This window comes from Streptomyces sp. NPDC013187 (assembly GCF_042899705.1).
In the GTDB taxonomy this organism is placed as follows: Bacteria; Actinomycetota; Actinomycetes; order Streptomycetales; family Streptomycetaceae; genus Streptomyces; species Streptomyces hawaiiensis_A.
In genome coordinates, this window is sequence record NZ_JBIBAF010000014.1 from 20,187 (window position 1) to 45,304 (window position 25,118).

At 69.8% G+C, this 25,118-nt stretch carries 22 protein-coding genes and 1 pseudogene; 7 read left to right on the forward strand and 16 right to left on the reverse strand.

From position 1 onward, the window contains the following. Window positions 1-108: 108 nt before the first annotated feature. Complete coding sequence (locus tag ACFY5B_RS27910; protein WP_389974123.1) at window positions 109-996, reverse strand: helix-turn-helix transcriptional regulator; 888 nt, start codon at window positions 994-996, stop codon at window positions 109-111. Window positions 997-1,238: 242 nt separating this feature from the next. Between ACFY5B_RS27910 and ACFY5B_RS27915 the strand changes: the two genes are divergently transcribed. Both ACFY5B_RS27915 and ACFY5B_RS27920 read left to right on the forward strand, forming a co-directional pair. Next, on the forward strand, window positions 1,239-2,003 hold the full coding sequence (locus tag ACFY5B_RS27915; protein ID WP_389974126.1) for an SDR family NAD(P)-dependent oxidoreductase: 765 nt from the start codon (window positions 1,239-1,241) through the stop codon (window positions 2,001-2,003). Window positions 2,004-2,093: 90 nt separating this feature from the next. Beyond that, a complete protein-coding gene (locus ACFY5B_RS27920; RefSeq protein ID WP_389974129.1) occupies window positions 2,094-2,939 on the forward strand; it encodes an SDR family oxidoreductase in 846 nt (281 codons plus the stop codon). A gap of 339 nt (window positions 2,940-3,278) precedes the next feature. Here ACFY5B_RS27920 and ACFY5B_RS27925 read toward each other — a convergent pair whose 3' ends face one another. Next, entirely contained in the window at window positions 3,279-3,788 is a 510-nt protein-coding gene (locus ACFY5B_RS27925; RefSeq protein ID WP_389974132.1) for a winged helix-turn-helix transcriptional regulator, read from the reverse strand. A gap of 159 nt (window positions 3,789-3,947) precedes the next feature. On the opposite strand from ACFY5B_RS27925, the gene ACFY5B_RS27930 reads away from it, so the two are divergent. Both ACFY5B_RS27930 and ACFY5B_RS27935 read left to right on the forward strand, forming a co-directional pair. Further along, complete coding sequence (locus ACFY5B_RS27930) at window positions 3,948-4,961, forward strand: NADP-dependent oxidoreductase (protein WP_389974135.1); 1,014 nt, start codon at window positions 3,948-3,950, stop codon at window positions 4,959-4,961. 190 nt (window positions 4,962-5,151) lie between these two features. Continuing rightward, a complete protein-coding gene (locus ACFY5B_RS27935) occupies window positions 5,152-6,018 on the forward strand; it encodes an alpha/beta fold hydrolase (protein WP_389974138.1) in 867 nt (288 codons plus the stop codon). Window positions 6,019-6,143: 125 nt separating this feature from the next. Here the strand turns inward: ACFY5B_RS27935 and ACFY5B_RS27940 are convergent, their stop codons facing one another. Both ACFY5B_RS27940 and ACFY5B_RS27945 read right to left on the reverse strand, forming a co-directional pair. Continuing rightward, a complete protein-coding gene (locus ACFY5B_RS27940) occupies window positions 6,144-6,716 on the reverse strand; it encodes a TetR family transcriptional regulator (RefSeq protein ID WP_389974141.1) in 573 nt (190 codons plus the stop codon). Between the two features lie 163 nt (window positions 6,717-6,879). After that, complete coding sequence (locus tag ACFY5B_RS27945) at window positions 6,880-7,347, reverse strand: winged helix-turn-helix transcriptional regulator (RefSeq protein WP_389974144.1); 468 nt, start codon at window positions 7,345-7,347, stop codon at window positions 6,880-6,882. A 93-nt stretch (window positions 7,348-7,440) separates the two neighbouring features. Here ACFY5B_RS27945 and ACFY5B_RS27950 point away from each other — a divergent pair, with 93 nt between their 5' ends. Next, the gene (locus ACFY5B_RS27950) at window positions 7,441-7,941 is read left to right on the forward strand and encodes a PaaI family thioesterase (RefSeq protein WP_389974147.1); all 501 of its coding nucleotides are present in this window, start codon (window positions 7,441-7,443) and stop codon (window positions 7,939-7,941) included. A gap of 85 nt (window positions 7,942-8,026) precedes the next feature. Here ACFY5B_RS27950 and ACFY5B_RS27955 read toward each other — a convergent pair whose 3' ends face one another. Next, entirely contained in the window at window positions 8,027-8,689 is a 663-nt protein-coding gene (locus ACFY5B_RS27955; RefSeq protein WP_389974150.1) for a DUF6215 domain-containing protein, read from the reverse strand. A gap of 450 nt (window positions 8,690-9,139) precedes the next feature. On the opposite strand from ACFY5B_RS27955, the gene ACFY5B_RS27960 reads away from it, so the two are divergent. Continuing rightward, complete coding sequence (locus ACFY5B_RS27960; RefSeq protein WP_389974153.1) at window positions 9,140-10,129, forward strand: aldo/keto reductase; 990 nt, start codon at window positions 9,140-9,142, stop codon at window positions 10,127-10,129. 174 nt (window positions 10,130-10,303) lie between these two features. Here the strand turns inward: ACFY5B_RS27960 and ACFY5B_RS27965 are convergent, their stop codons facing one another. The 6 genes from ACFY5B_RS27965 to ACFY5B_RS27990 form a co-directional block, all read right to left on the reverse strand. Next, a complete protein-coding gene (locus tag ACFY5B_RS27965; RefSeq protein WP_389974156.1) occupies window positions 10,304-10,945 on the reverse strand; it encodes a maleylpyruvate isomerase N-terminal domain-containing protein in 642 nt (213 codons plus the stop codon). A 701-nt stretch (window positions 10,946-11,646) separates the two neighbouring features. Beyond that, on the reverse strand, window positions 11,647-14,202 hold the full coding sequence (locus ACFY5B_RS27970; RefSeq protein ID WP_389974159.1) for a CBM35 domain-containing protein: 2,556 nt from the start codon (window positions 14,200-14,202) through the stop codon (window positions 11,647-11,649). A gap of 131 nt (window positions 14,203-14,333) precedes the next feature. Further along, window positions 14,334-15,188, reverse strand: coding sequence for a carbohydrate ABC transporter permease (locus ACFY5B_RS27975; protein ID WP_389974162.1), 855 nt, complete (start codon window positions 15,186-15,188; stop codon window positions 14,334-14,336). Beyond that, entirely contained in the window at window positions 15,185-16,141 is a 957-nt protein-coding gene (locus ACFY5B_RS27980) for a carbohydrate ABC transporter permease (RefSeq protein WP_389974165.1), read from the reverse strand. The genes ACFY5B_RS27975 and ACFY5B_RS27980 overlap by 4 nt, the downstream gene beginning before the upstream one ends. Before the next feature lie 77 nt (window positions 16,142-16,218). Continuing rightward, window positions 16,219-17,529: an ABC transporter substrate-binding protein gene (locus tag ACFY5B_RS27985; RefSeq protein WP_389974168.1), complete on the reverse strand. Its 1,311-nt coding sequence runs from the start codon at window positions 17,527-17,529 to the stop codon at window positions 16,219-16,221. A 118-nt stretch (window positions 17,530-17,647) separates the two neighbouring features. Next, window positions 17,648-18,718, reverse strand: coding sequence for a substrate-binding domain-containing protein (locus ACFY5B_RS27990; protein WP_389974171.1), 1,071 nt, complete (start codon window positions 18,716-18,718; stop codon window positions 17,648-17,650). Window positions 18,719-18,958: 240 nt separating this feature from the next. On the opposite strand from ACFY5B_RS27990, the gene ACFY5B_RS27995 reads away from it, so the two are divergent. After that, window positions 18,959-21,049, forward strand: a complete 2,091-nt coding sequence (locus ACFY5B_RS27995; RefSeq protein ID WP_389974694.1) for a glycoside hydrolase family 36 protein — start codon at window positions 18,959-18,961, stop codon at window positions 21,047-21,049. Between the two features lie 193 nt (window positions 21,050-21,242). Here the strand turns inward: ACFY5B_RS27995 and ACFY5B_RS28000 are convergent, their stop codons facing one another. The 5 genes and pseudogenes from ACFY5B_RS28000 to ACFY5B_RS28020 form a co-directional block, all read right to left on the reverse strand. After that, window positions 21,243-21,944, reverse strand: coding sequence for a FadR/GntR family transcriptional regulator (locus ACFY5B_RS28000; protein ID WP_389974174.1), 702 nt, complete (start codon window positions 21,942-21,944; stop codon window positions 21,243-21,245). 226 nt (window positions 21,945-22,170) lie between these two features. Further along, window positions 22,171-22,369: pseudogene (locus ACFY5B_RS28005) on the reverse strand (GntR family transcriptional regulator); the annotation flags it as partial. Between the two features lie 79 nt (window positions 22,370-22,448). Then, a complete protein-coding gene (locus ACFY5B_RS28010; RefSeq protein ID WP_389974177.1) occupies window positions 22,449-22,886 on the reverse strand; it encodes an RbsD/FucU domain-containing protein in 438 nt (145 codons plus the stop codon). A gap of 14 nt (window positions 22,887-22,900) precedes the next feature. Then, window positions 22,901-23,788 carry an amidohydrolase family protein gene (locus ACFY5B_RS28015; protein ID WP_389974180.1) on the reverse strand — a complete coding sequence of 296 codons (888 nt, stop codon included), beginning with the start codon at window positions 23,786-23,788 and terminating at the stop codon, window positions 22,901-22,903. Further along, window positions 23,781-25,106 (reverse strand): L-fuconate dehydratase, encoded by a 1,326-nt coding sequence (locus tag ACFY5B_RS28020; protein WP_389974183.1) that lies wholly within the window; start codon window positions 25,104-25,106, stop codon window positions 23,781-23,783. The genes ACFY5B_RS28015 and ACFY5B_RS28020 overlap by 8 nt, the downstream gene beginning before the upstream one ends. Window positions 25,107-25,118 lie beyond the last annotated feature (12 nt).

Consider the following 25,118-nt stretch of genomic DNA (forward strand, 5'->3'; position numbering starts at 1 on the left):
ACCGGTCGCGCTCCACCACGCTCGCCGGTGTGGGGACCGGGCCCGAACCGTCTGACCGCGCCCGGCAAGGCCGAACGAACCGGCTCACGTCGCGGAAGGGCGCGGGCGTCAGTCCGCCAAGTCGTGTGTCTCTTCGGGTGCCCGTGGCAGGGATGCGGAGGTGCCGGTCCAGCCGGCGAGAAGGGCGAGGGCTTCGGCGGAGGGGGAGGCGGGTTCGGGGGTGTAGACGGTGAGGGTCTGGTCGGGGTCGCCTTCGACGGCCAGGACGAGGTAGTCGAGGGTGAGGTCGCCGACGAGCGGGTGGTGGAGGCGTTTGGTGCCGGTGGTGTGGGCGACGACATCGTGGTCGGCCCACAAGCGGCGGAAGGCGTCGCTGTGCAGGGACAGCTCGCCGATCAGCTCGGTGAGCTGCGGGTCGTCGGGGTGACGTCCGGCGTAGAGGCGCAGCATGGCCAGGCAGTCGCCGGCGACCTGGTCCCAGTCGGCGTACAGACTGCGGGCGGCTTCGTCGAGGAAGACGTAGCGGGCGAAGTTGCGTTCGCGGCGGGGCCGGGCTTCGAAGTCCGTGTAGAGGGCGTGGGCGAGCCGGTTGGCGGCCAGGACGTCCGTGCGTCGGCCCTGGACCACCGCGGGGACGCTGAGTGAGTCCAGGGTCCGGTACAGGACCCGGTGAACCCGTTGGGGGGCCAGGGGGCGCTTGCGGCGCGTCCGGGTGGCGGTGGGCTGAGCGAGGTCGAAGAGGTGGGCGCGTTCGGTGTCGTCCAGGTGCAGAGCTCGGGCGACGGCCTCCAGGACGCTTTCGGAGACGCCCTGGGTGCGGCCCCGCTCCAGGCGGATGTAGTAGTCGACGCTGACCCCGGCGAGCTGGGCGACTTCCTCGCGGCGCAGCCCCGGCACGCGGCGGGCGCCGCCATGGGGGGCGAGGCCGGCCTGTTCGGGGGTGATCCGGGCCCGGCGGGTGCGCAGGAACTCCCGGATCTCACTGCTGCGGTCCATGGGACCACCGTACGGCCGCCCCGGCTCGCCGGAGTCGACGAAGGGGGTACTGGCAGACCCCCGGAACAGGGGTGCCCCGTACAGGGGCCCGGGCCGGGTCGGCGGGTGGTTGCCTGGACTGCGGGCCTGCTGCACGGCACTGATCATTCGAGCCGTACGCGCCGAAACGGCACATCGGAGATCGTCGCCGTCGCTGATCGCAGTCTGCCCTCACACCCTACGTCTGAGATGAGGACACCCCCATGGCTTCGAAGCTGACCGGCACGGTCGCACTCGTCACCGGTGCGAGCAGCGGTATCGGTGCCGCCACCGCCCGCGAGCTCGCCGAGCAGGGCGCCTCGGTGGCGCTCGTGGCCCGCCGCAAGGACCGCCTGGAAGCTCTCGCCGCCGAGATCGAGCAGGCCGGTGGCACGGCGCTGGTGGTGGAAGCGGACATCACCGACCGCGTCCAGGCCGAGGGCGCCGTGCAGCAGGTCACCGAGCGGTTCGGACGGCTGGACACGCTGGTCAACAATGCCGGCCTGATGCTCCTGGGCCCGGTCGTCGGCGCGGACGCCGAGGAGTGGGACCGCATGATCGCCGTCAACGTCCAGGGCCTGCTCTACACCACCCGCGCCGCCCTGCCGCACCTGCTGAAGGCCGCCGAACAGGACCCGCGCCAGGTCGCCGACATCGTCAACATCGGCTCCTATGCCGGCCGCGTGGCGAGCAAGGGCTTCGGCGTCTACAACGCCACCAAGTTCGGCGTGCACGCCTTCACGGAGTCCCTGCGCCAGGAAGTGACCGAGCGCCACGTGCGCGTCGGGGTCGTGGAGCCGGGCGCCGTGGAGAGCGAACTGGGCACGCACAACAAGCCCGAGATCCGCGACGAGGTGATCAACCCCTTCTTCGAGGGGACCGAGGTCCTTGTCCCCGAGGACATCGCCGACGGTGTCGCCTACATGGTCACCCGTCCCCGCCACGCCGCCGTCGGCGAGCTGTGGATCATGCCCACCGAGCAAGCCTGAGCACCTCCGAGCCCGGCCTCCCCGCTTCAGGCGACCCATCTACCACCCCCATCCACCCGGGCCCGCACACAGCCCGGAAAGGAGTCCCTCATGAGCAAGGTCATTCTCGTCACCGGTGCCGGACGCGGTCTGGGCACCGACATCGCCCGCCAGGCCCTCGCGGCCGGCCACCGGGTCGTCGCCACCGGGCGTCGCCCCGAGGAGGTCGAGACGACCCTGGGCGGCCCGCAGGACAACCTGCTCGCCACCAAGCTGGACGTCACCAGCCTGGATGACGCTCAGGCCGCCGTGCAGGCCGCTGTCGACCGGTTCGGCCGTATCGACGTCCTGATCAACAACGCCGGGAACTTCTACGCCGGGTTCTTCGAGGAGATCTCCCCGGAGCACATGCACCGGCAGATCGAGACCAACCTCTACGGGCCCATGAACGTCACCCGCGCCGTCCTGCCCGTCATGCGTGCTCAGCGCGACGGACACGTCATCACCCTCTCCTCGATCGCCGGCCTGGTCGGCGCAGAGTTCAACGCCGCCTACGCCGCCTCCAAGTTCGGCGTCGAGGGCTGGATGGAATCGCTGCGTCAGGACATCGCGCCGTACAACATCCGCACCACGATCGTGGAGCCCGGCTTCTTCCGCACCGAGCTGCTCGTGGACGCCTCCACCACCTGGCCCGAGCCGACCATCGACGACTACGCCGAGCGCACCACCGCGACGGTCGAGGCGTGGAAGAGCATCAACGGTCAGCAGCCCGGCGACCCCGCCAAGCTCGCCCACGCCCTGCTGACCATCGCCGACCAGACCGAGCCGCCGCTGCGCTTCCTCGCCGGCGCCGACGCCATCGAAGGCGCCACGGCCAAGGCCAGGGAACTCCTCGCCCAGGCCGAAGCCTCCCGCGAACTGGGCGGCTACCTCGGCCACGACGACACCGACGCCTGAACCAGCTCACGCACCGGGTGGCTCAATCGTCGGTCACACAACAGCGCCCACCAGGCCGGCAGCCCGGTGGGCGCTGTCAGTCACGCCGCCCTCATGGACGTTCCTCAAGGCCCGGCGCGCCGCCGCCCAGCCCCGTCGCCACCACACCTCTCCCCGTGCCGAAAGGCACTCGACGGCCGTGCCGGAAACCATCTCACCCACCCTCCAGACCAGTGACCCGCAGGGCTTCACGGTCTCCGCGCCGACGGGCTGGAGCTGCCGGGACCTGGTTGCTTCTGGACGAAAACGCACCCCGGCGGACTGGGCCCGTCGCGAGCCCATGGCACCACCGTGCTCCGTTCACTCGGCGGGCTTCAGACGAAAAGCGGGGCCGGGGACGCTCTCGATGTCTTCCGGCTGTACGGCGTGCCCCCGCTCGCAGCGGATCCGGGTGTCGACGTGCGCGCCGCATCCGCGGTGCCGGGACAGCATGGCCGGGCCCTCCGGGTCGGCGCGGTAGCGGTCGCCCCACTGCAGGAGTCCCATCACGGCCGGGACCAGATCCATACCCTTGGGTGTGATCACGTACTTCGGCCGGCTCCGCGAGCCCGGCTCCTTGTAGGTCTCGGTGGCCAGGATCCCTTCCTCCACGAGCATCTTGAGTCGCGCCGCGAGGAGGTTGCGAGGACAGCCGAGGACGCGTTCGAACTCGCTGAAACGGGACGAGCCGTAATAGACCTCGCGCAGGATCAGGATCGTCCACTTCTCGCCCACGACCTCAAGGGTCCGGCCGATCGAGCAGTTCGACGTGTCCCGGTCGAGACGGGGGTCCACGCCGGCGTCCTGCAGAGCTTCGGTCCTCGCATCCATGAGGGTGATTCTAACCTCTCCTGAGTTTACTTTTCCATACTCAGCTAGTACTGTCATGATCGGCACGTCAACCCGGCCGCAGACGAGAAGCAGGCGCACAGGGGACCCGTCCCAAGATCACACCGACCACCGAGACACTCACGCAGAAAGGCGGCCGACATGAAGGCATTCGTCGTCGAGAAGTACGGCAAGGACGGCGCCCGCGCCGCCGACGTGCCCGAGCCCACCGTCGGAGCCCGCGACGTTCTGGTCAGGGTGAGCGCCGCCGGCATCAACCCGCTGGACAAGATGGTCCGCAACGGCGAGTTCAAGCAGCTCCTGAAGTACAAGCGCCCGTTCGTGCTCGGCCACGACGTGGCAGGCGTCGTGACACAGGTCGGCTCCGCCGTACACGGCTTCCAGGTCGGCGACGAGGTCTACGCCCGTCCGCGCGACCTGCGGATCGGAGCCTTTGCGGAGTTCATCGCGATCGACGCGGACGACGTCGCACTCAAACCCGCCTCCCTCACCCTTCAGGAGGCGGCCGTGGTGCCGCTGGTGGCCCTGACCGCCTGGCAGATCCTCGTCGAGCGTGCTCACGTGAAGCCGGGGCAGAAGGTGCTCGTCCACGCCGGTGCCGGGGGACTCGGGTCGACGGTCATCCAGCTCGCCAGGCACCTCGGCGCCACGGTGGCGACGACCGCGAGCGCCAGGGCCGAGGCGTTGGTCAGGAGCCTCGGCGCCGACGTGGTCGTCGACTACACCAAGGAGGACTTCTCGAAGGTGCTCTCGGACTACGACCTGGTGCTGGACTCCGTGGGCGGGGCGAACCTCGAGAAGTCGCTGACCGTTCTCAAGCCCGGCGGCCTGGCCGTCAGCGTCGTCGGCCCGCCCGACGCCGCCTTCGCAAGGCAGCTCGGCGCCCCCTCCGTCCTGGGCCTGGTCATGAACACCCTCAGCCGCAAGATCCGCAAGCGGGCCAAGGCGCTGGGCGTGCGCTACGAGTTCTTCTTCATGCGGGCCAACGGCTCCCAGTTGCGTGAACTCGGCGCCCTCTACGACAGCGGGAAGCTCCGCCCGGTCATCGACAGCACCTTCCCCTTCGACCAGACGCTCGAGGCGATGGCGTACGTCGAGCAGGGCCGCACCAAGGCCGGCAAGGTCGTGGTCTCGATGGTGCCCGACAGCGACTGACGCCGAGCCGGCTTCAGGCCCTTCCGTTCACTGCTCACCGCTTACCCCCTCATAGAATTACGGTCATACTTCAATGGTCGACGTGTCACCGAAGGACCCGGCCACGCACGGTCCCCGCCTTCACGGTCTTCGATCGTCGACTGCAGATAGCAACCGCAGTCGTCGCAGCAGCGGCATGTGAGAGGCGACAATGAACGACGCACAGGGTGTACGAGGCGACGAGGTGACGTCGTACAGGCTCGCGCCGAACCGCACCGTGACCGCCGGCGGGCTGACGTTCGCCTACCGCGATCTCGGCCCCAGGACCGGTACGCCGGTGGTCTTCTTCAATCACCTCGCAGGGGTCCTCGACAACTGGGACCCCCGCGTCGTCGACGGTTTCGCGGCGAACCGCCGGGTCATCACGTTCGACAACCGAGGGGTCGGTGCCACCAGCGGTTCCACCCCGAAGACCATCCAGGAGATGGCGAAGGACGCCGTCACGTTCATCCGGGCGCTCGGGTTCGAGCTCGTGGACATCCACGGCTTCTCGATGGGCGGCATGATCGCCCAGTTGGTCGCGCAGACCGACCCCCAGTTGGTCCGCCGGCTGATCCTCACGGGCACCGGTCCTGCGGGTGGCGAGGGCATCAAGAACGTGACCCGGCTGTCCCACATCGACACCGTCCGAGCGCTGTTCACCCTGCAGGACCCGAAGCAGTACCTCTTCTTCACCCGCACCGCAAACGGGCGTCGGGCCGGCAAGGAGTTCCTGGCCCGCTTGAAGGAGCGCACCGAGGACCGGGACAAGGCCATCTCCCTCGCCGCGTACAGGGCCCAGCTCAAGGCCATTCACCGCTGGGGGCTGGAGCGGCCCCAGGATCTTTCCGTCATCCGTCAGCCCGTGCTCGTCGCCAACGGTGAGAGCGACCGGATGGTGCCGTCGAAGAACTCGTACGACCTGGCGCAGAGAGTGCCGAACGGTGAGTTGGTGATCTATCCGGACGCCGGCCACGGCGGCATCTTCCAGTTCCACCAGCAGTTCGTGGACACGGCTCTCGAGTTCCTCGCGAGGTAATAGGCGCGGAGTGCGGCGGGAACCGCGAGCCGTTGAGCGAGGTTGCACCGTTGAGCTCGGTGCCCTCGTGCATGGGACGCCTCAGGCGGCCGTCGACCGGCCTTTCGTCTATGGGGGCGGCACTCTCACCGCAAGAACGTGAGGGCGTTCTCGATGCCCTGTTCAAGGACCTCATCGGCGAACTTTCGGTCGGAGAGCGCACGGGACAGTTGCAACGTCCCCACCAGCATGGTGTAGAGGCCGATCGCCTTGCCGCGTGCCGACCGCGGGTCCCCGGATGTCAGGCGTGCGGCGATCTCATGCACGATGGCTTTCGCGCCGTCGGTGTACGCCTGCTTGGCCCCGTCCTCGCAGCGGCCGATCTCGTCGAGCAGGGCGGCGGAGGGGCAGCCGGCTCCAGGGTGGTCCCGATGCTCGGGCGACAGGTACTCGCGAACAAGGTCCTCGAGCCCCGCACGGCCGGGCTTCAGCGTGCCGTACCGCTCCACCTGCGTACGCAGTTGGTCCGCTACGACGTTCGCGACCAGGTCGTCCTTGGACTCGAAGTGGGCGTAGAAGGCTCCGTTGGTCAGCCCGGCATCCGACATGAGCGTGGAGACACCGGATCCGTCGATCCCGTCCAGCTTGAACCGCTGGCCGGCCCTCTCGATGATCCGCTGCCGCGTCACTTGCTTGTGCTCCTTGGTGTAGCGCGCCACAGGGCTCCCCTCCCTTCGCTCCGCGGGGCCATTGCCGCGCATGCCCATAAATCAATTGCCTTACGCGCGTAATATTACGACCGGCAGATGATGGCGAGGTCTTCTTGATCGCCGACGACCGGCGTTCACCGCCGCTCAACCCCCGTGGTGCGGTGATGATGGCTCATGGCCGAGGTCGGGCGCCGGTTCCCAGCCGGGCGGTGACGTCCCCGGGGGTGAGCGTGGAATGGTCCGCGGAGCACTCCACGACGACCCGGACCGGAGCGTCGCAGTCGGTGTGGCGTACGTCCAGTACGGGGCCCTCGGGACCGAGTGTGTATGCCTCGCCCCACTGGCTCAGCGCCATGAGGGCGGGCCACAAGTCCCAGCCCTTGCGGGTCAGGCGGTATTCGTTGCGGACGCGGCTCCCGGGCTCCCGATAGGGGGCAGTGCTCAGGATCCCCGCCGAGGTCAGCTTTCGGAGGCGGTCGCTGAGGACGGCCTCCGACAGGCCGATGTGGCGGTGGAAGTCGTCGAAACGGCGGACTCCATTGACGGCGTCACGCAGGATCAGCAGCGTCCATTTCTCCCCGACCACGTCGAGCGTGCGCTGGACGGGGCAGTTCTCCGTGCTCGCCTCAAGCCACTCCATCCTGACATCGTAAGGCCCTGGCTTCGCCATTGACAGTCAGGTGAGCGCCAGGCTAGCTTCAATTGAAAAAGTCAGCGGGGAAGGTGTCAGGCCGTGGGACGAACACGTACGTATCAGTGGGACGATCCCGCGATACTGGCGGAAGCCGCCGGCCGTATGGCCGGCATCGACTTCCTGCGTGAGCTGCAGGCGGGACGGCTGCCAGGGCCGCCCATCAGCTACACCCTCGACTTCACCCTGGACGAGGTGGAGCCCGGCAGGGCGGTCTTCTCGCTGACGCCGGGGGAGGAGCACTACAACCCGATCGGCAGCGTGCACGGCGGAATATTCGCCACCCTGCTCGACTCGGCGGCGGGTTGCGCTGTCCAGTCCACCCTTCCGCAGGGCGTGGCGTACACCTCGCTCGATCTGACCGTGAAGTTCCTGCGGCGGATCACCGTGGACACGGGCACGGTGCGTGCCATCGGCACGGTTGTCAGCAGCGGCCGTCAAACCGCCCTCGCGCAAGCCCAGTTGTTCGACGCGACGGACCGCTTGCTCGCCCATGCCACCAGTAGTTGCATGCTCTTCCCGGTGCCTCCCTCTCGAGGATGACTCCGGGCGCCAGGGCAGGATTACCGGTCGTGGGTGAGCTGTGGGACGGCGTTGGCGGCGGGGTGCGCACTCACTTCTCGGCGTGTCATCGCGCAGCGCGCTCGGGGATCGTCGGAAGGACCTTCTCCGCGATGCCGAGGAGAACGCTGTCGTCCGGGACCGCTCCGGACTCGCTCCACACGGTGATGTCGTAGCAGCCGCCCCGGTCGTCACGCTCGAGAGCCACGGTCAGCGTCCTGGCCAGTGGGCATTGCTGGACCGGTCCGCCGGATCCGCCACTGCCGAGGTCGATCTCGAACCTCATGGTGTGGTCCGAGGAGAAGAGCGCAGGCCGGCCGAGCACCGCAACCGTTTCGACGGCCCGCTCACCGCCGGTCTTCATCAGCTTCTCGTACTGGTGGGTCGTCAAGTCGTTGTAAGTGGCCGACACATTCACGGTGTACGTGTCGAACTTGACCTCGGCCTCCGGCTGGGCGACCTTGCCATCAGTGAGGGGGGCGGTGTTGCTGTTGCCGGACGCCGTCGTCGCGATCTCTCCGGGCGTGCCGAGGAGCTTGGCCAGGTCTGGCCGGTTGAGCGCCTTGCACAGCTCATCACCGCTCACAGGCCAGGGCGTCTTCTTGTAGGCCTTAGGCAGCTCCTCCTGCTCGCCGTCCGAGCACGAGGCGGGCTGGGAGGTGCTGTCCTCGGACGGCATCACCTGCGGAGCCACCCACACCGCGGCCCCGAGCGCCCCGAACACGGCCACGGCGGCGATGGCCTGACCCCACGCGTTGGGCTCCTTCTCCGCGGTGTCCGGGCCGGGACGCGGCCCGGTCCCGGCCTGGGCGGGGGATACATGATGCGTACGCCGAAAACCGATCCGACCACGATGAGCGGGGGCTCACGGACCCAGAAGGGCAGGAGACGAACGAGGAAGCCGAGCATCCGGTGATCTCATCAGGACGAGACCGTATGCGCCTTGTGGAAGCCACAATTCCGGGGACGGGCCCAGGTCATTCACCGTCGGCACGCCTGGACGGGTCGACTTGCGCTGGAGTGCGCTCCAGGTCGTAGCGTCGGTAGTGACCGCGGCGCACGAGTCGCGTCCCACCCGGTGCCCGTCGCGGGATGCCGGGCAGTGGGACGGCCGCTGGACGGATGAGGGATTCGTGACGTCCGGACGACGACGATCGGGCAGGGAAAGGCTGGGACAGGCATGCAGAAACGCAGTCTGAGGGATCTTCAGGTGTCGGCCATCGGCCTGGGGTGCATGGGCATGTCCGCCTTCTACGGCTCCGCCGACCAGGAGGAGGGAATCGCGACCATCCGGCGCGCCCTCGAGCTCGGAATGAACTTCCTCGACACCGCGCAGATGTACGGGCCGCTCACGAACGAGTCGCTCGTCGGCGAGGCGATCCGGGGGCATCGCGATGAGTATGTGATCGCGACGAAGTTCAACTACCGGATGGACGACGCCGTACCCGGCGACATCACCACGGTCGGCCGGCAGGACGGCTCCGCCGAGCACGTCCGCAGCTCGGTCCACGGCTCCCTGCGGCGTTTGGGGACAGACCACATCGACCTGTACTACCAGCACCGGGTCGACCCGAACGTGCCGATCGAGGAGACGGTCGGCGCGCTGGGCGAGCTGGTCGCCGAGGGCAAGGTACGGCACATCGGGCTGAGTGAGGCGAGCGCGGAAACCATCCGGCGCGCCCACGCCGTGTACCCGATCACCGCGGTGCAGAGCGAGTACTCGCTGTGGTCACGGGACGTGGAGGCCGAGGTGCTGCCCGCCTGCCGGGAGCTGGGCGTCGGCTTCGTGCCGTACTCGCCACTCGGCCGCGGCTTCCTCGCCGGGCGCTTCACCTCGCCGGACGAGCTGGACGCGAACGACTGGCGCCGAGAGAACCCGCGCTTCCAGGACGTCAACCTGGAAGCGAACCTGCGCCTGGCGGCGAAGGTGAAGGAGATCGCCGCGGAGAAGGATGTGCCCCCGGCACAGCTGGCCATCGCCTGGGTGCTGGCCCAGGGCGAGGACCTGGTGCCGATCCCGGGCACCAAGCGGCGCACCTACCTGGAACAGAACGCCGCCGCGGTCGACGTCACCCTGACCGCGGACGACCTGGCCCGCATCGACGCGCAGCTGCCGGAAGCGGCGGGTGAGCGGTATGACGAGGCAGGGATGCGATCCGTCAACCGCTAGCCGGGCGAGGCCGCCGAACGCGGCATCGGGGAGCCGTGGACCTTCCGGGGAACTCCAGCGATCCCGAGCCGGACAGGATGCCCCGCCCTCATACATGTCTCGACCGACGATCGCTCGACCGAGCGCCGCCCTCGCGACGGTGCCCACCGTGAACAAGGCGACGGCTGAGGGCTCTTACAGCACCCGCAAAGCCTGGTCGGCGTCGCGTTCACGCCTGGCGAGCGCGTGGAGCACGGCCTGATCGCCGTGCCGTTCACGGGCGGCTGCGACAAGGACATCGACCGCGATGGCGAGCGTGGCTTCAGGTGTCTGGTTCTGAGCGCCCACGCTCAGAACCAGGTCGTCAAGGTGCACTGCCAGTTCGACGCATCGGGTTCGGAGGTAGCCATCGAGCAGCATTTCCTCTCCAGGCCGGTGGAGGACGGCCACTCGCCGATCGGCCGGCTCCTGACCCAGCCGTGGTGCCAGCCTTTGCCATGCGGCGCGTGCCTGCGCGGCCACGGCGGCGGGGCCGGCGGCTGCCGTCTCCTCGCTCCGCGCACGCACGCCGACGTTGAGGGCGGAGTCAGGCAAAGACGTGCCGACGAGCCGCGCGTAGTAGCTCACCGGCGATACCGGCTCCGCGCCGACTGTCTCGCCGTCGAGAAACCATTCGACTTGCAGGACGCTGCGCGCAAGGTGACCAGCAAGTCCACCCACCGTCATCCCCGGCAGCACTGACTCCTCGTCCCAGCGACGCGCCACGTCTTCCGCGGCCAGCAGGTGCACAGCCCGCTCGGCGCCCAGCAGGTATGCCTTGCGTATCTCCTCAGTCATGAGAGGCATCCTGCCCGCACCAAGATCGTCGGGGCCAACGCGTCCGCATGGTGGGACCTTTGACCGGCATATGGACAGGCGGACCGGGTGACAGGGAGGAGGCCGCACGTTGGCGCGCGCTGGTCGAGCGGTCCCGGCCCGGCCCCGTGGTTGACGGGAAGTTCACGACCTGCCGCCGCAGTCACTGGAAGAGATCGGCCAAGGCTGCGTGAGGTTTTCCAGGACGGTGAGCAGCCACGTGCTGCGAACTGCCGGTAGCCGGACCAAGGTGTGCTGGAACGTTCCCCGGTCGGCCCGGAACAGATGGTCGGGGAGCAGTGGGAGCGGGTCGTCGCGGAGGACGTCTCGGGGTATGCGGCCCGATGCGGGAACCGGCGCCGCCTTGTCCGCCACCTCCGCCCACGAGAGGGGTGCAGGCCATGTTGGGCCCCTCGGCCCCGTCGAGGCCACAGCAGGCACCGCCGCCCGTCTCAGGGGTCAGCCGGGTCCCCAGGACATCGCCGGGTGCGATGACACTCGCCCCGGGCGGGCTGTCGGACAGGGCGCGGACGGGCGCGTGGATGCCGCGCGCCTCCGCCTCGCCCGGATCGAGCTCGTCACACATCCGCCAGGGCCGTCCGGCGATGCCACCCTGACCACGCACGACCTGGTCTTCACCCACCAGGTCCGGGCCAAGAGCCTGCACAGTGCCTGCGGTGTCGTCAGCCGTTCAGGGGCGCGACGGTCACCTTGTCGATGTCCGGTGCGTACGCCGTCGCGTTGCCGAAGATGATGGTGTTGGGGCCGGCCTTGAGGGTGACCGGGACCGGCAGGTCCCAGAAGTCGGACCAGCTGTAGGAGTTGCGGAACATGACCCTCTGGGAGGTCCCGTTGACGGTGATGTCCGCCGCACGGGAGATGACATTGGTGTTGTAGTTCCCGGACCCGGCGACCTCGGCATTGGCGTAGCGCACGTTCATGACGTGGCGCCCGGCCGAGGGGGCGTTCACCTGGAAGGTGAGCGTGTTGCCGGCGCCCCGGCCGACGTGCCCGACGTACTTGTCGCCCGAGGCCCAGGAGTTGCCGGAGACCGACGCGGTGCCCGCGGGGGTGGCGTCCTCGGCCTCGTAGGCGGTGACCCCCGAGGTGCTGACCGCGCCGGTGACGCGCAGGTCGCGCAGGGTGAGGCTGCCGTCGCCCGGGACGGCGGCGGTGATGCGGTTGTTGCCCTGCGACAGGTACAGCAGCAGGGACTTGTCACTGACCCGGCCCCGAGTGGAGGGGACCGTGGCGGCGGTGGCGCCGTCCAGGCTCAGGGTGCCCTCGCCGGTGGCGGCGTAGTCGGCGTGCACGGTGTAGTAGCCGTCGGACGGCGCGTAGACGTCGAAGGCGGCCCGGTCGCCGCGATCCAGCACCAGGGCACCCGCGCCGCTGATGCCGGAGGCGCCGTAGTCGTACGACGGGGACCCGCTGATGTCGGCGTAGGCCGCGGGGTAGACGGAGTCCGCGGTCCGGGACGCGGTGAGGTCGATCTTGTCGAGGGTGACCTCGTTCGTTCCCTTGCCCAGGGTCAGGGTATGCCTGCCGGCCGTCAGGGACACGGGCGTGCTCGCCGTGGCGCGGTAGGTCCAGTTCAAGGTCGATCCGTAGGTGAGGGTCTTCGGCGCGCCGCCGTCGACCGTCAGGGTCTGGGTGGCGGGCCCGCCGGACTGGTTGCCGTAGAAGACGTCCAGGTCGTAGGTGCCGGTCTTCGGAACGTCGACGGTGAACGTGACCTTGCTGTCCTGCTGGTTCAAGCTGCCGACGTCCTTGGTGCCCGAGGTGGCGAAGCCGTAGGGGTTGCTCAGCGAACCCTGGGAGTAGACCGTGCCGCTGGTGATCGCGGCGTTCTCCGCCTCGTACGACGCGGACCAGGGCAGGCTCGCAGCGGTGGGTGAGCCGCTGCCGGCCGGGTTGACGGTGACGCGGTACGCCGACATGGCGTCCAGGTTCGTCAAGGGCACGGTGACGTTGCCGTTCGCGGCGACCTTACGGGTGGTACGGGACACCACACTGGGCTCGGCGGCGCCCTCGTAGCCGCTCCAGCCGATGCGCTCGACAGTGACGTTGACCTTCTTGCCGAAGCGCGAGGGGACGTTGCGGATCACCGTTTCGACGTCGCCGGAGGTGCCGCCGAGCAGTACCTGGGCCTGTGTGCGGCCGGTGTCCAGTGAGGCGATGCCCTGGACCGTGTCGATGGTGTTCGGCTGCGGCGGGTCCAGCTGCACCGTCTTGCCGGTCAGGCCCGCGTACCAGCGCAGCAGCCACCAGGTGCCGTTGGGGATGTTGGTCTGCGCGGCGTTGTCGTTGAGATTGCCCGCGATGTTCCAGTACGCCTGGTCGGCGTAGACCTTGTTGCGCTCGAACATCGACATCCACTGGACCATCTGGCCGGGCACGGACTGGTCACGCCGGTTGCCGTACTCGTTGATGCCGACCGGCCGCTCGGAGATGCCGGCCTTCGCCTCGACGGCCCGGTAGTCGGCGAGGTGGGACTCGAAGTCCTTCAGGGAGTCCGGGCCCAGCTCGTGCCAGGTGGTGACGTCCGGGAGCACTCCGGCGGCCTTGGCCCACGGGTAGAAGTCACCCATGAGCCTGGCGTCGTAGTGGGTCTCGTTGGGCCCTGCTATCCGGGCGTCGGGGATGATCGAGCGGATCTTCTCGTAGACGGTGCGCCAGTCGCTCCGGAACCTGCCCAGCGCGCTCGCGTACTTGGCGCTGTCGGAACTGCCCAGGTCCGGATACCAGTTGCCGTCCGGTTCGTTGAACGGCACCCACACGAAGTCGTCCCGGTCGGGGCGTGCGGCGACCTTGCGGACCATGGTGTCGACCTTGGCCAGGTAGTCGTCCAGACCGAGGTTCTCGTACGGCCACTGGGCGTAGACGTCCTGCATGTAGATGTGGACCTCGCCGCCGCCGTTGCGGTCGTAGCCCCTCTTGATCGCGAGAGCGTCCCCGTTGGGGTGCTGCGCACCGTCCGGCGCCTTCTGCACGACCGTGGTCATGTGCAGCGGGGCCACCAGCTCGTCGCCCGGGACGCCGTCGTCGCTGAGCCCGTACAGCGTTCCGTTGGCGCCGTGCATCACGTCACCGGTGGTTCTGCCCAGGTCGACGGTGACCCGCGGGGTGGCCGCATGGGCGACCGGAGCGGTCACGGCCGTGCCGATCAGCGCGGCGGCGCAGGCGACCGCCCCCATGAGGCGCGCGGTGTTGCGTGAGGTGTGCTCGGTTCGGGGCATGTGCGTCCTCCGCCTCCCGTGTCGCCGCGGGAGGATGGTGAGTGGATTCGGGAGCCCGGACGGACCGGGCGCACCGGAGGGTGAGGGCCGGGGCGCGCGGGGAGTCGCGCCCCGCAGAGCGTGGGCGCGCGCTACTTGACGGCGCCGCTGGTGATGCCGGCGACGATCCGGCGCTGGGCGATGACGAAGACGGCCACCATCGGAAGGCTCATCATCACGACGTAGGCGAAGATGAGGTGCCAGTTGTTCAGGTACAGCTGGGCGCTCGCGACCTGGTAGAGGTTGAGCGGGAGCGTGGCCTTGTCCCCGCCGCCCAGCACGAAGAACGCGTAGAAGATGTCGCTCCAGGCGAAGAGCATCACCATGATCGTGGCGGTGGCGATGACGGGGCGCAGGAGCGGCAGGATCACCTGGAAGAAGACCCGGGCCGGACCGGCGCCGTCCATGCGCGCGGCCTCCTCCAGTTCCTCGGGGAGGTTCCGGATGAAGCCGGTCATGAAGAAGATCGACGTGGACAGGTACATCCCCGTGTAGACCGCGATCATGCCCAGCTGGGTGCCCGCCAGGCCGAGTTGACGCAGTTCCATGACGATGGTGATGACGGCGGGCGGCAGCAGGAGGCCGCTGATGCTCAACGCGTACAGCGTGCCGGCCAGGCGCCCCTTGCGGCGGGCGAAGACCCAGGCGGCGCCGGCGCCCAGCAGCAGCACGAGGACCACGGAAGGGACCACGACCAGGAGGCTGTTGACGAAGCCCTGGACGACCTTGCCCTGGTCGAAGGTCTGCTGGTAGTTCTCCGCGGCCTGCACCCGGTGCGGCAGTGAGAGGTTGGGCTTGATCGCCTCCGACTGGGGCTTCACGGAGGTCACCGCGACGAGCCAGAGCGGGATGCCGATGGTGACGGCCGCGATGAGCAGGACGGCGGCCGGCTGCAACCAGCGCGGGGCGCGCCGGCGGGCGGGAGCGAACACGGTGGCGGTGGTCACTGGTTGATCTCCCTCCGGCGCAGGCCGACGATCACGGGCACGGCGAGGACGACGACCACGAGGAAGAGCACCAGGCTCATCGCGGACGCCTGGGCGTACAGCCCCTGACCGAAGATGCGGAACATGTAGATGCTGAAGACCTCTGTCTCGCTGCCCGGACCACCCCCGGTGGTGGCCTGGACGATGTCGAAGGTGTTCATGGAGCCGATCAGGGCGGTCGTCACGTTGAACGTCACCGCGGGTGCCAGCAGCGGGAACCGGATCGACCAGAAGGTGCGCCAGGCGCCGGCCCCGTCGATCCGGGCGGCCTCCAGCACGTCACCGGGCATGCTCTTCAGGCCCGCGAGGTAGATCAGCATGGCCAGGCCCATCCACTTCCAGCCGTGGACGAGGGTCACCACGACCAGGGTCCAGGTCGTCGACCCCAGCCAGGGCGTGTCGACCTGGTGCCCCGCGAGGGCGGACAGCACGCTGTTGAGTGCTCCGTCCTGCGCGAGCAGGGCCCGGAAGATGTAGCCCACGGCCAGGGCGGAGATCAGTACGGGCAGGAAGAACACCGCCCTGAAGAAGCGGTTGAAGCGGGTGTCCCGCTCCAGCAGCAGGGCCAGGCCCAGACCGAATCCGTTCTGGAACACGGCCACCAGGACCGCGTACTCCAGGGTGATGCGGATGTCGCGGGCCATCGAGCCGTCGTCGAGGATGGTCTCGAAGTTCGACAGGCCCACGAAGCCGATCTGCGGGTGGAACGCCGACCAGTCGGTGAACGGGTAGACGAAGTTCAGCAGGTTCGGCAGCAGGAAGAACGCACCGAACACGGCGAGCGCGGGAAGCGCGAACCACCACGGCTGGTCGGCCTTCCTGCGGAGGCGCTCGCGCCGGGTGCGGCGGGGCGATGCGCTCCGGTGGCTCGCGCGCATGGCGTCGATGGCGCCCCTGGTGGCGGTGTCCGCCACTTTCTCACCTCCGAATGCGGGCCCCGGGCGCACCGCCGACGGCGGCCCGGGGGAGAGGGCTGACGAAAGGGCGCCGGTCAGAAGCCGGAGACGCCACGCGCCTTGAGCACCTGCTCGAACTGGTCCTGGGCGGCCTGGGCGACCTGCCGGGGCGACTTCTTGCCGTAGATCATGTCGGCGAGGGCGAGGTGCATGTCGGGCGCGGTCAGTGCCTTGACCTGGAAGACGCCGGTGGCGGAGGACAGCGCTTCGGCCTGGGCGATCGCGGTCTGCGGCAGACCGTCGGGGTTGGGCACCGACGGCTGCACGGAGACGAGCCTGTTCGCCTTGATGTAGTCCGGGTAGTCCTTGCCCAGCCAGAAGGACAGGAACTGCCTGGCGGCGTTCTGCCGCTCGGTGTCGCCGGTCTTGAAGGCGACGACGCCGTTGGTCTGGTCGGGCGAGTACTCGGCCTTGGCGGCGCTGTTGGCGATGGGGAACCAGCCGAGCTTCTCGTCCATCTCCTGCGTACTGGAGGTGGCCTGTATCTGGGCTTGGAGCGAGGTGACGTTGAGAGCCATCGCGGCGCTGCCGTCCATGATCGCCTTGCCCTGGTCGACGAACGTGGCCGTCTTGTAGTTCTTCTGCGCCAGGCCGCCGTCGAGGACCTTCGTCTTGTACGTGGTGATGGCGTCGACGACGGTCTTGTCGGTCCAGTCGGCCTTGTTCTTGTTCAGCTTGTCCCAGAACGTCTGCGGCAGATCCGTCATCTGCACCTGGACCTGCCACTGCAGGGGCCACTTGTCGCCGCCGACCTCGAAGAAGGGGGCCACGCCCGTCCTGGACTTGATCTTTGAGGCGGTGGCGAGGAGCTCGTCGTAGCTTTTCGGCATCGTCGTGATGCCGGCCTTCTTGAAGACGCCCTTGTTGTAGTAGACGCCGAGGACCGCGGGGCTGGTGACGATGGCCGCGTAGCGGTGGCCGTCGACCTGGCCGAGGCCCTGCTCCGTCTTGCCGAGCTTCGGGACCCAGTCCTCGTTGTCGAGCTGGAGCAGGTTCTGCTGCGGCTGGATGAACGGCAGTGTGCTGCCCGTGGGCTGCCAGAACATCAGGTCCGGCTTGACGCCCGAGGCGAGCTTGGTCGGGACGTTCGACTCGTAGGGGTCGGGGATGACCTCGGTGTTGATCTTCGCCCCGGTGGCCTTCTCGAACGCCTCGATGGCCTGCTTGGGCTGGCCGACGCTGTTCTGGGCCGTCCACATGGTGAGTTCGACGCCCTTGAGGTCGGCGGTCGGGTCGACGGATCCCTCGGGAGCGGCGCCGGTTCCGCCGGCGGTGCTGTCGCTGCAGGCGGTGGCGGTCAGGCCGAGCAGACAGGCGGTGACAAGGACGGAGACGGCTCTTCTCATGGCGAGATCCTTGGTCGTGAGGAGCGGGAAGGCGGCGCGGTGCTGTGGAGAGGGGCGATGACTGCGGGGAACCGGAGGGGGGCGGAACAAGACGTGGGGCGCGGGTGTGCGGGCCGGCTCATGTGCGCCGCGGGCCGGAACTCTCCCGGAGCACGAGGGCGGGTGCGGCCGGAAGCGCCGCGGGTGCCCGCTGATCGGCGTCGAGCCGGGTGCGCAGCAGACCGAAGGCGGCGCGGCCCAGCCCCTGGAAGTCCATGCGGACCGTCGTGAGGGACGGTGTCACGTAGGCGGAGTGCGGAGCGTCGTCGAACCCGATGACGCTGACGTCTTCCGGAACCCGCCGGCCCGCGTGGTGCAGGGCCCGCAGCACTCCCAGCGCCAGGTCGTCGTTGCCGCAGAGGATCGCGGTGGCCTCCGCATTCCGGGCGAGCTTCTTCCCGGCCTCGTATCCGGCCTGGGCGTCCCAGCCCTTGCCGGACGGCTCGGGAGCGGCGACACCGGCCGAGACCAGGGCCTGGCGCCAGCCTTCGGCGCGGGGTCCCATCGAGTGCCGGGACCCGGTCGAGGCGGGAATCGCCACGTAATGGACGGTGTCGTGCCCCAGCGCCAAGAGGTGTTCGGTGGCGGCACGGGCCGCCTCGCGGTCGTCTGCCCACACGGCGGGCAGACCCGGTGAGCTCCCCCGGGGCGGAGCCTCCACCACCGCCGCGCACGGCACGTGTGCCGGTACGCGGTCCAGGGCGGCCGCGCCGAGGCGGTCGAAGCCGATGACCACCAGGCCGCCACCGGCGTCGGCGGCCGAAGCGATCGTGCGGTCGAGGTCGTCCTCGGGAGTCAGGACCCGCACGCCGAGCGTGTGGCCCGCTGCGCGGGACGCCTCCTCCAGGCCTTGCAGGGTGGCCGCGTAACCGTGGAGCAGCGTGTTCGACGTGAGGACGGTGATCGACCGGTTCACGCCGCTGGCCAGCGCGAACGCGGTGGCGTTGCGCCTGAACCCCAGTGCGGCGATGGCCTCCCGCACCCGCCTTCGCGTCTCCTCCCGGACGTTCGGGTGGCCGTTGATGACCCTCGAAACGGTCTGGTAGGAGACGCCCGCCGCCTGGGCGACATCGCGGATGCTCGCGGCCTTCTGCTGTTGCTGAGGGGCGTCGGCGGAGCTGCCCGACCTTGTGTGACCGGTCACAAACATGCGAGGATTGTGAGCGGTCACAACGCGGGCGTCAAGAGACCGTGAGTGCGCAATCTGCTCTCCGGTACATCCGCCGCAGGGGGCCCGGCCCCTGCGCCGTTGGTGAATCCCCAGATCAGCCCCACCCAGACCGCCGCAGGACCGAATCATCCCGGAAGGGGAATCGCGTTGACCGCTACCGTCGAAACGGCCGAGGGCTCCTGGGTCTGGTCGCATCCGGAATCCGGCCTGCACGCCGTCATGGATGCCACCGGAGCGGTGAGGCTGGGAAGACCCGGTCAGGACTGGGCCCGCCTGGTGCCCCTCGTCGAGGTCACGGCCACCGGCCACGGACGCATGTGGTCGGGGGAGCGATTCATCGAGACGGCCATCGGCGAGCGCCTGACCTACCGGGGGCACGAGACGGTCCGGCGCGGCGGCGTGGATCGTACGACGATCCGGCTCACGGATCCCGGGACCGGTCTGGCCGCCCACGTCACCCTGGAAACCCGTGCGGGCAGCGGTTGCCTGCGGGCCCGGGTACGCCTCGTCAACGAGGGCGGCGCTGCGCTGCGGCTGGAGAGCGTCTCCACGCTGGCCCTCGGCGGCGTCGTCGACGCGGAGGGCGGCCTCGACGGCCTGACCCTGCACTGGGCGGACAACGACTGGCTCGCCGAATGCCGGTGGCGGCAGGACCAGTTCCGCAAGCGGGTGGTCCCGCTGAGCCGCTCCGCCCACGGCCATGAGGGCCGGGGCTGCTTCGAGCGGTACTCGCAGGGGAGCTGGTCCACCGGCCGCCACCTTCCCGTGGCCGGCCTCACCGACGCGGAAGGCCGCGCCTGGCTCTGGCAGATCGAGTCCAGCGCGGGCTGGCGCTTCGAGACGGGTGAACGCGAGGGAGCCGCCTATGTGGCCCTGTTCGGCCCCGACGACGCGCACCACCAGTGGCGGCACACCCTGGCCCCCGGCGAGGAGTTCCACACCGTCCCGGCCGTTCTCGTCCACACGGAGACCGGCGGACTGGACGCGGCCTTCGGGGAACTCACCGACTACCGCCGGAGCATCCGCCGCGACCACCCCGACCACCGCGCGCTGCCGGTGATCTACAACGACTACATGAACACCCTGATGGGCGACCCCACCACCGAACGGCTCCTGCCGCTGATCGAGGCGGCGGGTGCGGCCGGTGCCGAGGTGTTCGTGATCGACGCGGGCTGGTACGACGACGACGCCCAGGGCTGGTGGGACGCCGTCGGCGCGTGGGAGCCCGCTCCTCGCCGTTTCCCGGGCGGTCTGCCGGAGGTCCTGGACGCCATCCGAGCGCACGGGATGACCCCGGGGCTCTGGCTCGAACCCGAAGTCGTCGGTGTGCGCAGCCCCCTGGCCCGCGCTCTGCCTCCCGAGGCGTTCTTCCGGCGCGGCGGTGTGCGCGTCACCGAACACGGGCGGCACCACCTGGACCTGCGTCACCCGGCCGCCCGCGCCCATCTCGACCAGGTCGTGGACCGGCTGGTCGGTGAGTGGGGCGTCGGCTACCTGAAGCTCGACTACAACATCAACATCGGTCCCGGCACGGAGAACGGCTGCGAGAGCGCGGGTGCCGGTCTGCTCGGGCACCACCGTGCCCACCTCGACTGGATGGCCTCGCTCCTCGACCGGCATCCCGGTCTCGTCCTGGAGAACTGCGGATCGGGCGGCCTGCGCATGGACTACGCGCAGTTGGCCGTGGCCCAACTGCAGTCCACCAGCGACCAGCAGGACCTCCTGCGCTATCCGCCCATCGCCGCCGCGGCCGCCACCGCCGTGACACCGGAGCAGGCCGCGGTCTGGGCCTACCCCCAGCCGGACCACACCCTCGACGAGATCGCCCTCACCCTCACCGGGGCCCTGCTCGGCCGGGTCCACCTCTCCGGCTTCCTCAACCTGATGAGCCCCGCGCAGTCCGGCCTCGTCCGCTCGGCGATCTCCGTGTACAAGGAGCTGCGGCCGCAGCTCGGCCGGGCCAGGCCGTTCTGGCCTCTGGGGCTTCCCGGCTGGGAGGACGACTGGGTCGCTCACGGACTTCGGGGCCGAGGGGCCACGTTCCTCTCCGTCTGCAGGAGGGAACCGGACAACGGTGGAGCACCCGCCCCGAGCGGCCACGGCCGGAACGGCTCCGGCGAAACCGACCGCACGCTCGCCATTCCCCACCTGCGTGGTGCTCAGGTCGAGCCCACGGTGCTGTACCCCCCGACAGCCGATGCCGCCGTGGAGTGGGAGGCGGGCGCGGGGCGGCTCACCGTCTCGCTGCCGCGCGGGAACACCGCCGTTCTCATCCGGCTGGACTCGGTGGCGGAGCAGTCGTGGACATGACGCGCCGCGCGGGAGCCGCTGTCACCGGCGGCCCCGTCCTGTGGCGCGGCGATGTGGCCCTCGTCGAACGCGGCCCACACGACCGGTTGGCCGGAGGAGCACTCCGCGTACCGGGGGACGCGGCGCGCCCCGCTGCCCAGATGCGGCCGAACCCCACCCAGGCGCGGAGTCCGGTCCCCGCTCCGGGGATGCGCTAGGCCTGGAGGTCGAGGGACTGCAGGTGTTTCCGGAGCCAGTGCTCGGTGTTGCTGACGTGCAGCAGGGCGGCGGCCTGACTGAGGGCGGGGTCGCGGGTGGACAGGGCGTCGAAGATCGCCTGGTGTTCCGCCAGGGTCCGCGTCGACGACCGGTCGTCGACCTGCCCGCGCCAGATGCGAGCGCGCAGGGTGCGGCCGGAGATGCCTTCGAGCAGGGTGAGCAGGGTTTCGTTGCCGGTGGCCGCGACGACCGCCCGGTGGAAGGCGGCGTCGTGCGCGTTGAGCTGCTCGACGTCGTCGCGCGCCTCGCGCATGGCGTCCAAGTGCCGCTTCACATCGTCCAGTTGCTCGTCGGTGATCCGGTGGGCGGCGAGCCCGGTGGCGAGCGGTTCGAGCAGCCGCCGCACCTCCATCAGGTCCAGCAGCGCGCCCTTGTCGCTCTGGAGGAGCTCCACCGCGCCGCCCAGGCCCTCCAGGAGCAGACTCGGCTGGAGACTGGTCACGTACGTGCCGTCTCCTCGTCGGACCTCCAGCACCCGGGCGACGGACAGAGCCTTGACCGCCTCGCGGGCGAGGTTGCGCGAGAGCCCCAGCTGCGCCGCCAGCTCCGGCTCCGGGGGCAGTTTCGCGCCCGGGGGAAGCGCACCTGAGCGGATGAGCTCACGGATCTGCTCTATGGCCTTGTCCGTCAGGGACAACCTGAGCTCCCTCCGTGAGCGCCTCGCTCTACAGGCCCCTTACGCGAAACCGGCAGGAGGGCCGTCACATGTGACGCTGATGGTACCGGCAGGACCGGTCGAAGATCCCTGGAGGTGTCCGGGGCAGCACGTCACGTCGGGGCCGGTCGTCCGGGTCGTCCTGACGGTTCGCACCCGGCGCCGGGCGGCCCTGTTCAAGAGGCGAGTCCGCCTGCCGTGCCGCTTTCGGGCGACCGCTCATGGAGCCCAGGTGCTCCCGGAACCACTGCTCGGTGTTGCTGACGTGCAGCAGTGCCGCCGCGTGCCCGAGTGCCGCGTCCCGAGCGGCCAGGGCGGCGTGGTCGCCTCGTGCTCCGCGAGGGTCCGTCGACCAGGCCGTGCCAGATGCGGGCGCGCAGGGTGCGGCCCGAGATGCCTTCGAGGAGGGCGCGGCCCGCGGCGGTGACGTCCTTCTCGACGTCGGTGCCCGGCTCATGCGGGCGGTGAGATAGCGGACGGCGAGAGTCATCGCGTGGTCAGGGTCCTTTCAGCGCGGACGCCGATGGTCAGCAGCAGGTTGGCGTAGGTACGGATGTCGGCGGTGACGACGGCCAGGGCCAGGTCGGGTGAGCGGGCGGCGTCGTAGAACTCGAAGCGGCCGAGCGTCTGGACGGGGACGGGCGCGAGCCGGGAGCGGTACTCGGCGATGGCAGGCGGTTCGGGCTCTGTCTCGGGCGGCACCATGACGTGGGCCGTTTCGACGGGCAGGGCCCGCAGCAGGACGTCGAGGACGGTGGTGACGTCGAGCACGCCGGGGGAGAGGTTGAGGTGGACGGTCCTCGCGCGTTCCCCGACGGCGGTGCTGGCGGGGTAGTGGCCGTCGGCGAGCAGGACCCGGGCACCGTGCCCGGCTCCCGCGAGCGCTTCGAGGATGCCGGGGTGGAGCAGTTCGGTCAGCAGCATGAAGGGGCCTCTTCCTACGTCTCGTACAGCCGGTAGAAGCCGGCCGCCGTGTCGCACAGCAGCGCCTGCTTCTCGTACTCGGAGAAACCGTGCAGCAGCTCCTCCACGGTGGTCGCCCAGCGTGCCCAGCCGCCGGCCAGGACGCAGACGGGCCAGACGGAGCCGAACATGAGCCGGTCGGGGCCGAAGGCGGCCAGCAGGGTGTCCCACACCGGCCGGATGTCGGCGATGGTCCACTCGCAGTGGTCGGCTTCGGTGATCAGCCCGGAGACCTTGTACCGCACCTGCGGGAAGCCGGCCAGCACGCGCACCTTCCGCTGCCAGTCGGGCAGGGTGTCGCGGTGGGCTTGGGGGCCGATGGGCGGCTTCCCCGCGTGGTCCAGGACCAGGGGAAGCTCGGGGAAGTGCTGGGCCAGGCGGATGGCCTGCGGGAGCTGATGACTGCGGATGAGCACGTCGTAGCCGAGGCCCCGGTTCTGAACGGCGCGCAGGCCCCGTTCGGCGACCGGCTGCTGCAACCACTCCGGATCGGGCTCCCCCTGCACCACGTGCCGCACCGCCCGCACGTACGCGCCCCCGGTACCGGCGAGGAGTACGTCGAGCATGTCCCCGACGTCGGCCCCGGCGAGATCCGCCCACCCGACGACCGCGCCGACCAGCGGGTCCTTGTCGGCGAGCGCGAGCAGTTCCGCCGTCTCCGGCAGGGACGCGATGCACTGGACGAGCACCGTCCTCGTCAGCCACCGGCCCGCGATCGGCCGGACCGCCTCCCGCCGCAGGTCCTCGACGCCGTAGGCGCGGCGGATCGGTTCGAGACCCGGCTCGTCCAGCCAGGGCTGCGGGCGCCGGTCCAGGTCCCACACGTGGTGGTGGGGGTCGACGAGAGGCAGGAACTCAGACACGGGAGGACCAGACCGGGCCGTCGGGGTAGGAGTACTCCTTGAGGGACTCCGGGTGCATCTGCGCGCTCAGGCCGGGCAGGGTCGGGGCCAGGTAGCGGCCGTCGGTGAGGCGCACCGGGTCGACGAAGTGCTCGTGCAGATGGTCGACGTACTCGATGACGCGGTCCTCGGTGGTGCTGGAGACGGCGACGTAGTCGAACATCGAAAGGTGCTGCACCATCTCGCACAGGCCCACTCCGCCGGCGTGTGGGCAGACCGGCACGCCGAACTTCGCGGCGAGCAGCAGGATCGCGATGTTCTCGTTGACACCGCCGACGCGCGCCGAGTCGATCTGCACGATGTCCACCGCGCCGGCCTGCAGCAGCTGCTTGAAGACGACCCGGTTGGCGATGTGCTCGCCGGTGGCGACCTTGATGGGGCTGAGGGCCTTGCGGACGGCGGCGTGGCCGAGGATGTCGTCGGGGGAGGTGGGCTCCTCGATCCAGTACGGGTCGTAGGGGGCCAGCTCGCGCATCCAGTCGATGGCGGGCTGCACGTCCCATCTCTGGTTGGCGTCGACCGCGACGCGGATGTCCGGGCCGACGGCCTCGCGGGCGACGCGCATGCGCCGGACGTCGTCCTCCAGGGACGCCCCGACCTTCAGCTTGATCTGGGTGAAGCCGTCGGCGACGGCCTCGCGGGACAGCCGGGCCAGCTTCTCGTCGGAGTACCCGAGCCAGCCCGGGGTGGTGGTGTACGCGGGGTAGCCGCCGTCGATCAGCAGGCCGATGCGCCGCTCACGGCCCGGCTCGGCGCGGCGCAGGATCTCCAGCGCCTCCTCGGGAGTGAGCGCGTCGGACAGCCAGCGGAAGTCCACCTGCGCGACGAGCTCCTCGGGGGACATCTCGCCGAGGAAGCGCCAGACGGGCTTTCCGGCGCGCTTGGCCGCGAGGTCCCAGGCGGCGTTGACGACGGCGCCGGTCGCCATGTGGATGGCGCCCTTCTCCGGCCCCAGCCAGCGCAGTTGGGGATCGTGGACGAGGGAGCGGGAGAAGGCGCCGAGGTCGGAGCAGACCTCCTCGACCGACCGTCCGACGACGTGCGGGGTGAGGGTGGCGATGGCGGCGGCCTGCGCGTCGTTGCCCCGGCCGGTGGTGAAGGCCAGCGCGTGGCCCTCCGCACCGTCGCCGACGTCGGTGCGCAGGACCACGTAGGCGGCCGAGTAGTCGGGCTCGGGGTTCATCGCGTCCGAGCCGTCGAGATGCTCGGAGGTGGGGAAGCGGACGTCCAGGACGTCCAGGGCGATGATGCGGGCGGTTGAGGGCACGGCGGAGGACATGGCAGCAACTCC

Bases quoted from the DNA above. Each gene is read 5' to 3' on its own strand.
- ACFY5B_RS27965 (WP_389974156.1), bottom strand. From the start codon at position 10,945: ATGACTGAGGAGATACGCAAGGCATACCTGCTGGGCGCCGAGCGGGCT.
- ACFY5B_RS27925 (WP_389974132.1), bottom strand. From the start codon at position 3,788: ATGGATGCGAGGACCGAAGCTCTGCAGGACGCCGGCGTGGACCCCCGT.
- ACFY5B_RS27970 (WP_389974159.1), bottom strand. From the start codon at position 14,202: ATGCCCCGAACCGAGCACACCTCACGCAACACCGCGCGCCTCATGGGG.
- ACFY5B_RS27960 (WP_389974153.1), top strand. From the start codon at position 9,140: ATGCAGAAACGCAGTCTGAGGGATCTTCAGGTGTCGGCCATCGGCCTG.
- ACFY5B_RS27930 (WP_389974135.1), top strand. From the start codon at position 3,948: ATGAAGGCATTCGTCGTCGAGAAGTACGGCAAGGACGGCGCCCGCGCC.
- ACFY5B_RS27990 (WP_389974171.1), bottom strand. From the start codon at position 18,718: ATGTTTGTGACCGGTCACACAAGGTCGGGCAGCTCCGCCGACGCCCCT.
- ACFY5B_RS27910 (WP_389974123.1), bottom strand. From the start codon at position 996: ATGGACCGCAGCAGTGAGATCCGGGAGTTCCTGCGCACCCGCCGGGCC.
- ACFY5B_RS28020 (WP_389974183.1), bottom strand. From the start codon at position 25,106: ATGTCCTCCGCCGTGCCCTCAACCGCCCGCATCATCGCCCTGGACGTC.
- ACFY5B_RS27985 (WP_389974168.1), bottom strand. From the start codon at position 17,529: ATGAGAAGAGCCGTCTCCGTCCTTGTCACCGCCTGTCTGCTCGGCCTG.
- ACFY5B_RS27920 (WP_389974129.1), top strand. From the start codon at position 2,094: ATGAGCAAGGTCATTCTCGTCACCGGTGCCGGACGCGGTCTGGGCACC.
- ACFY5B_RS27935 (WP_389974138.1), top strand. From the start codon at position 5,152: ATGAACGACGCACAGGGTGTACGAGGCGACGAGGTGACGTCGTACAGG.
- ACFY5B_RS27915 (WP_389974126.1), top strand. From the start codon at position 1,239: ATGGCTTCGAAGCTGACCGGCACGGTCGCACTCGTCACCGGTGCGAGC.
- ACFY5B_RS27995 (WP_389974694.1), top strand. From the start codon at position 18,959: ATGGATGCCACCGGAGCGGTGAGGCTGGGAAGACCCGGTCAGGACTGG.
- ACFY5B_RS27945 (WP_389974144.1), bottom strand. From the start codon at position 7,347: ATGGAGTGGCTTGAGGCGAGCACGGAGAACTGCCCCGTCCAGCGCACG.
- ACFY5B_RS28010 (WP_389974177.1), bottom strand. From the start codon at position 22,886: ATGCTGCTGACCGAACTGCTCCACCCCGGCATCCTCGAAGCGCTCGCG.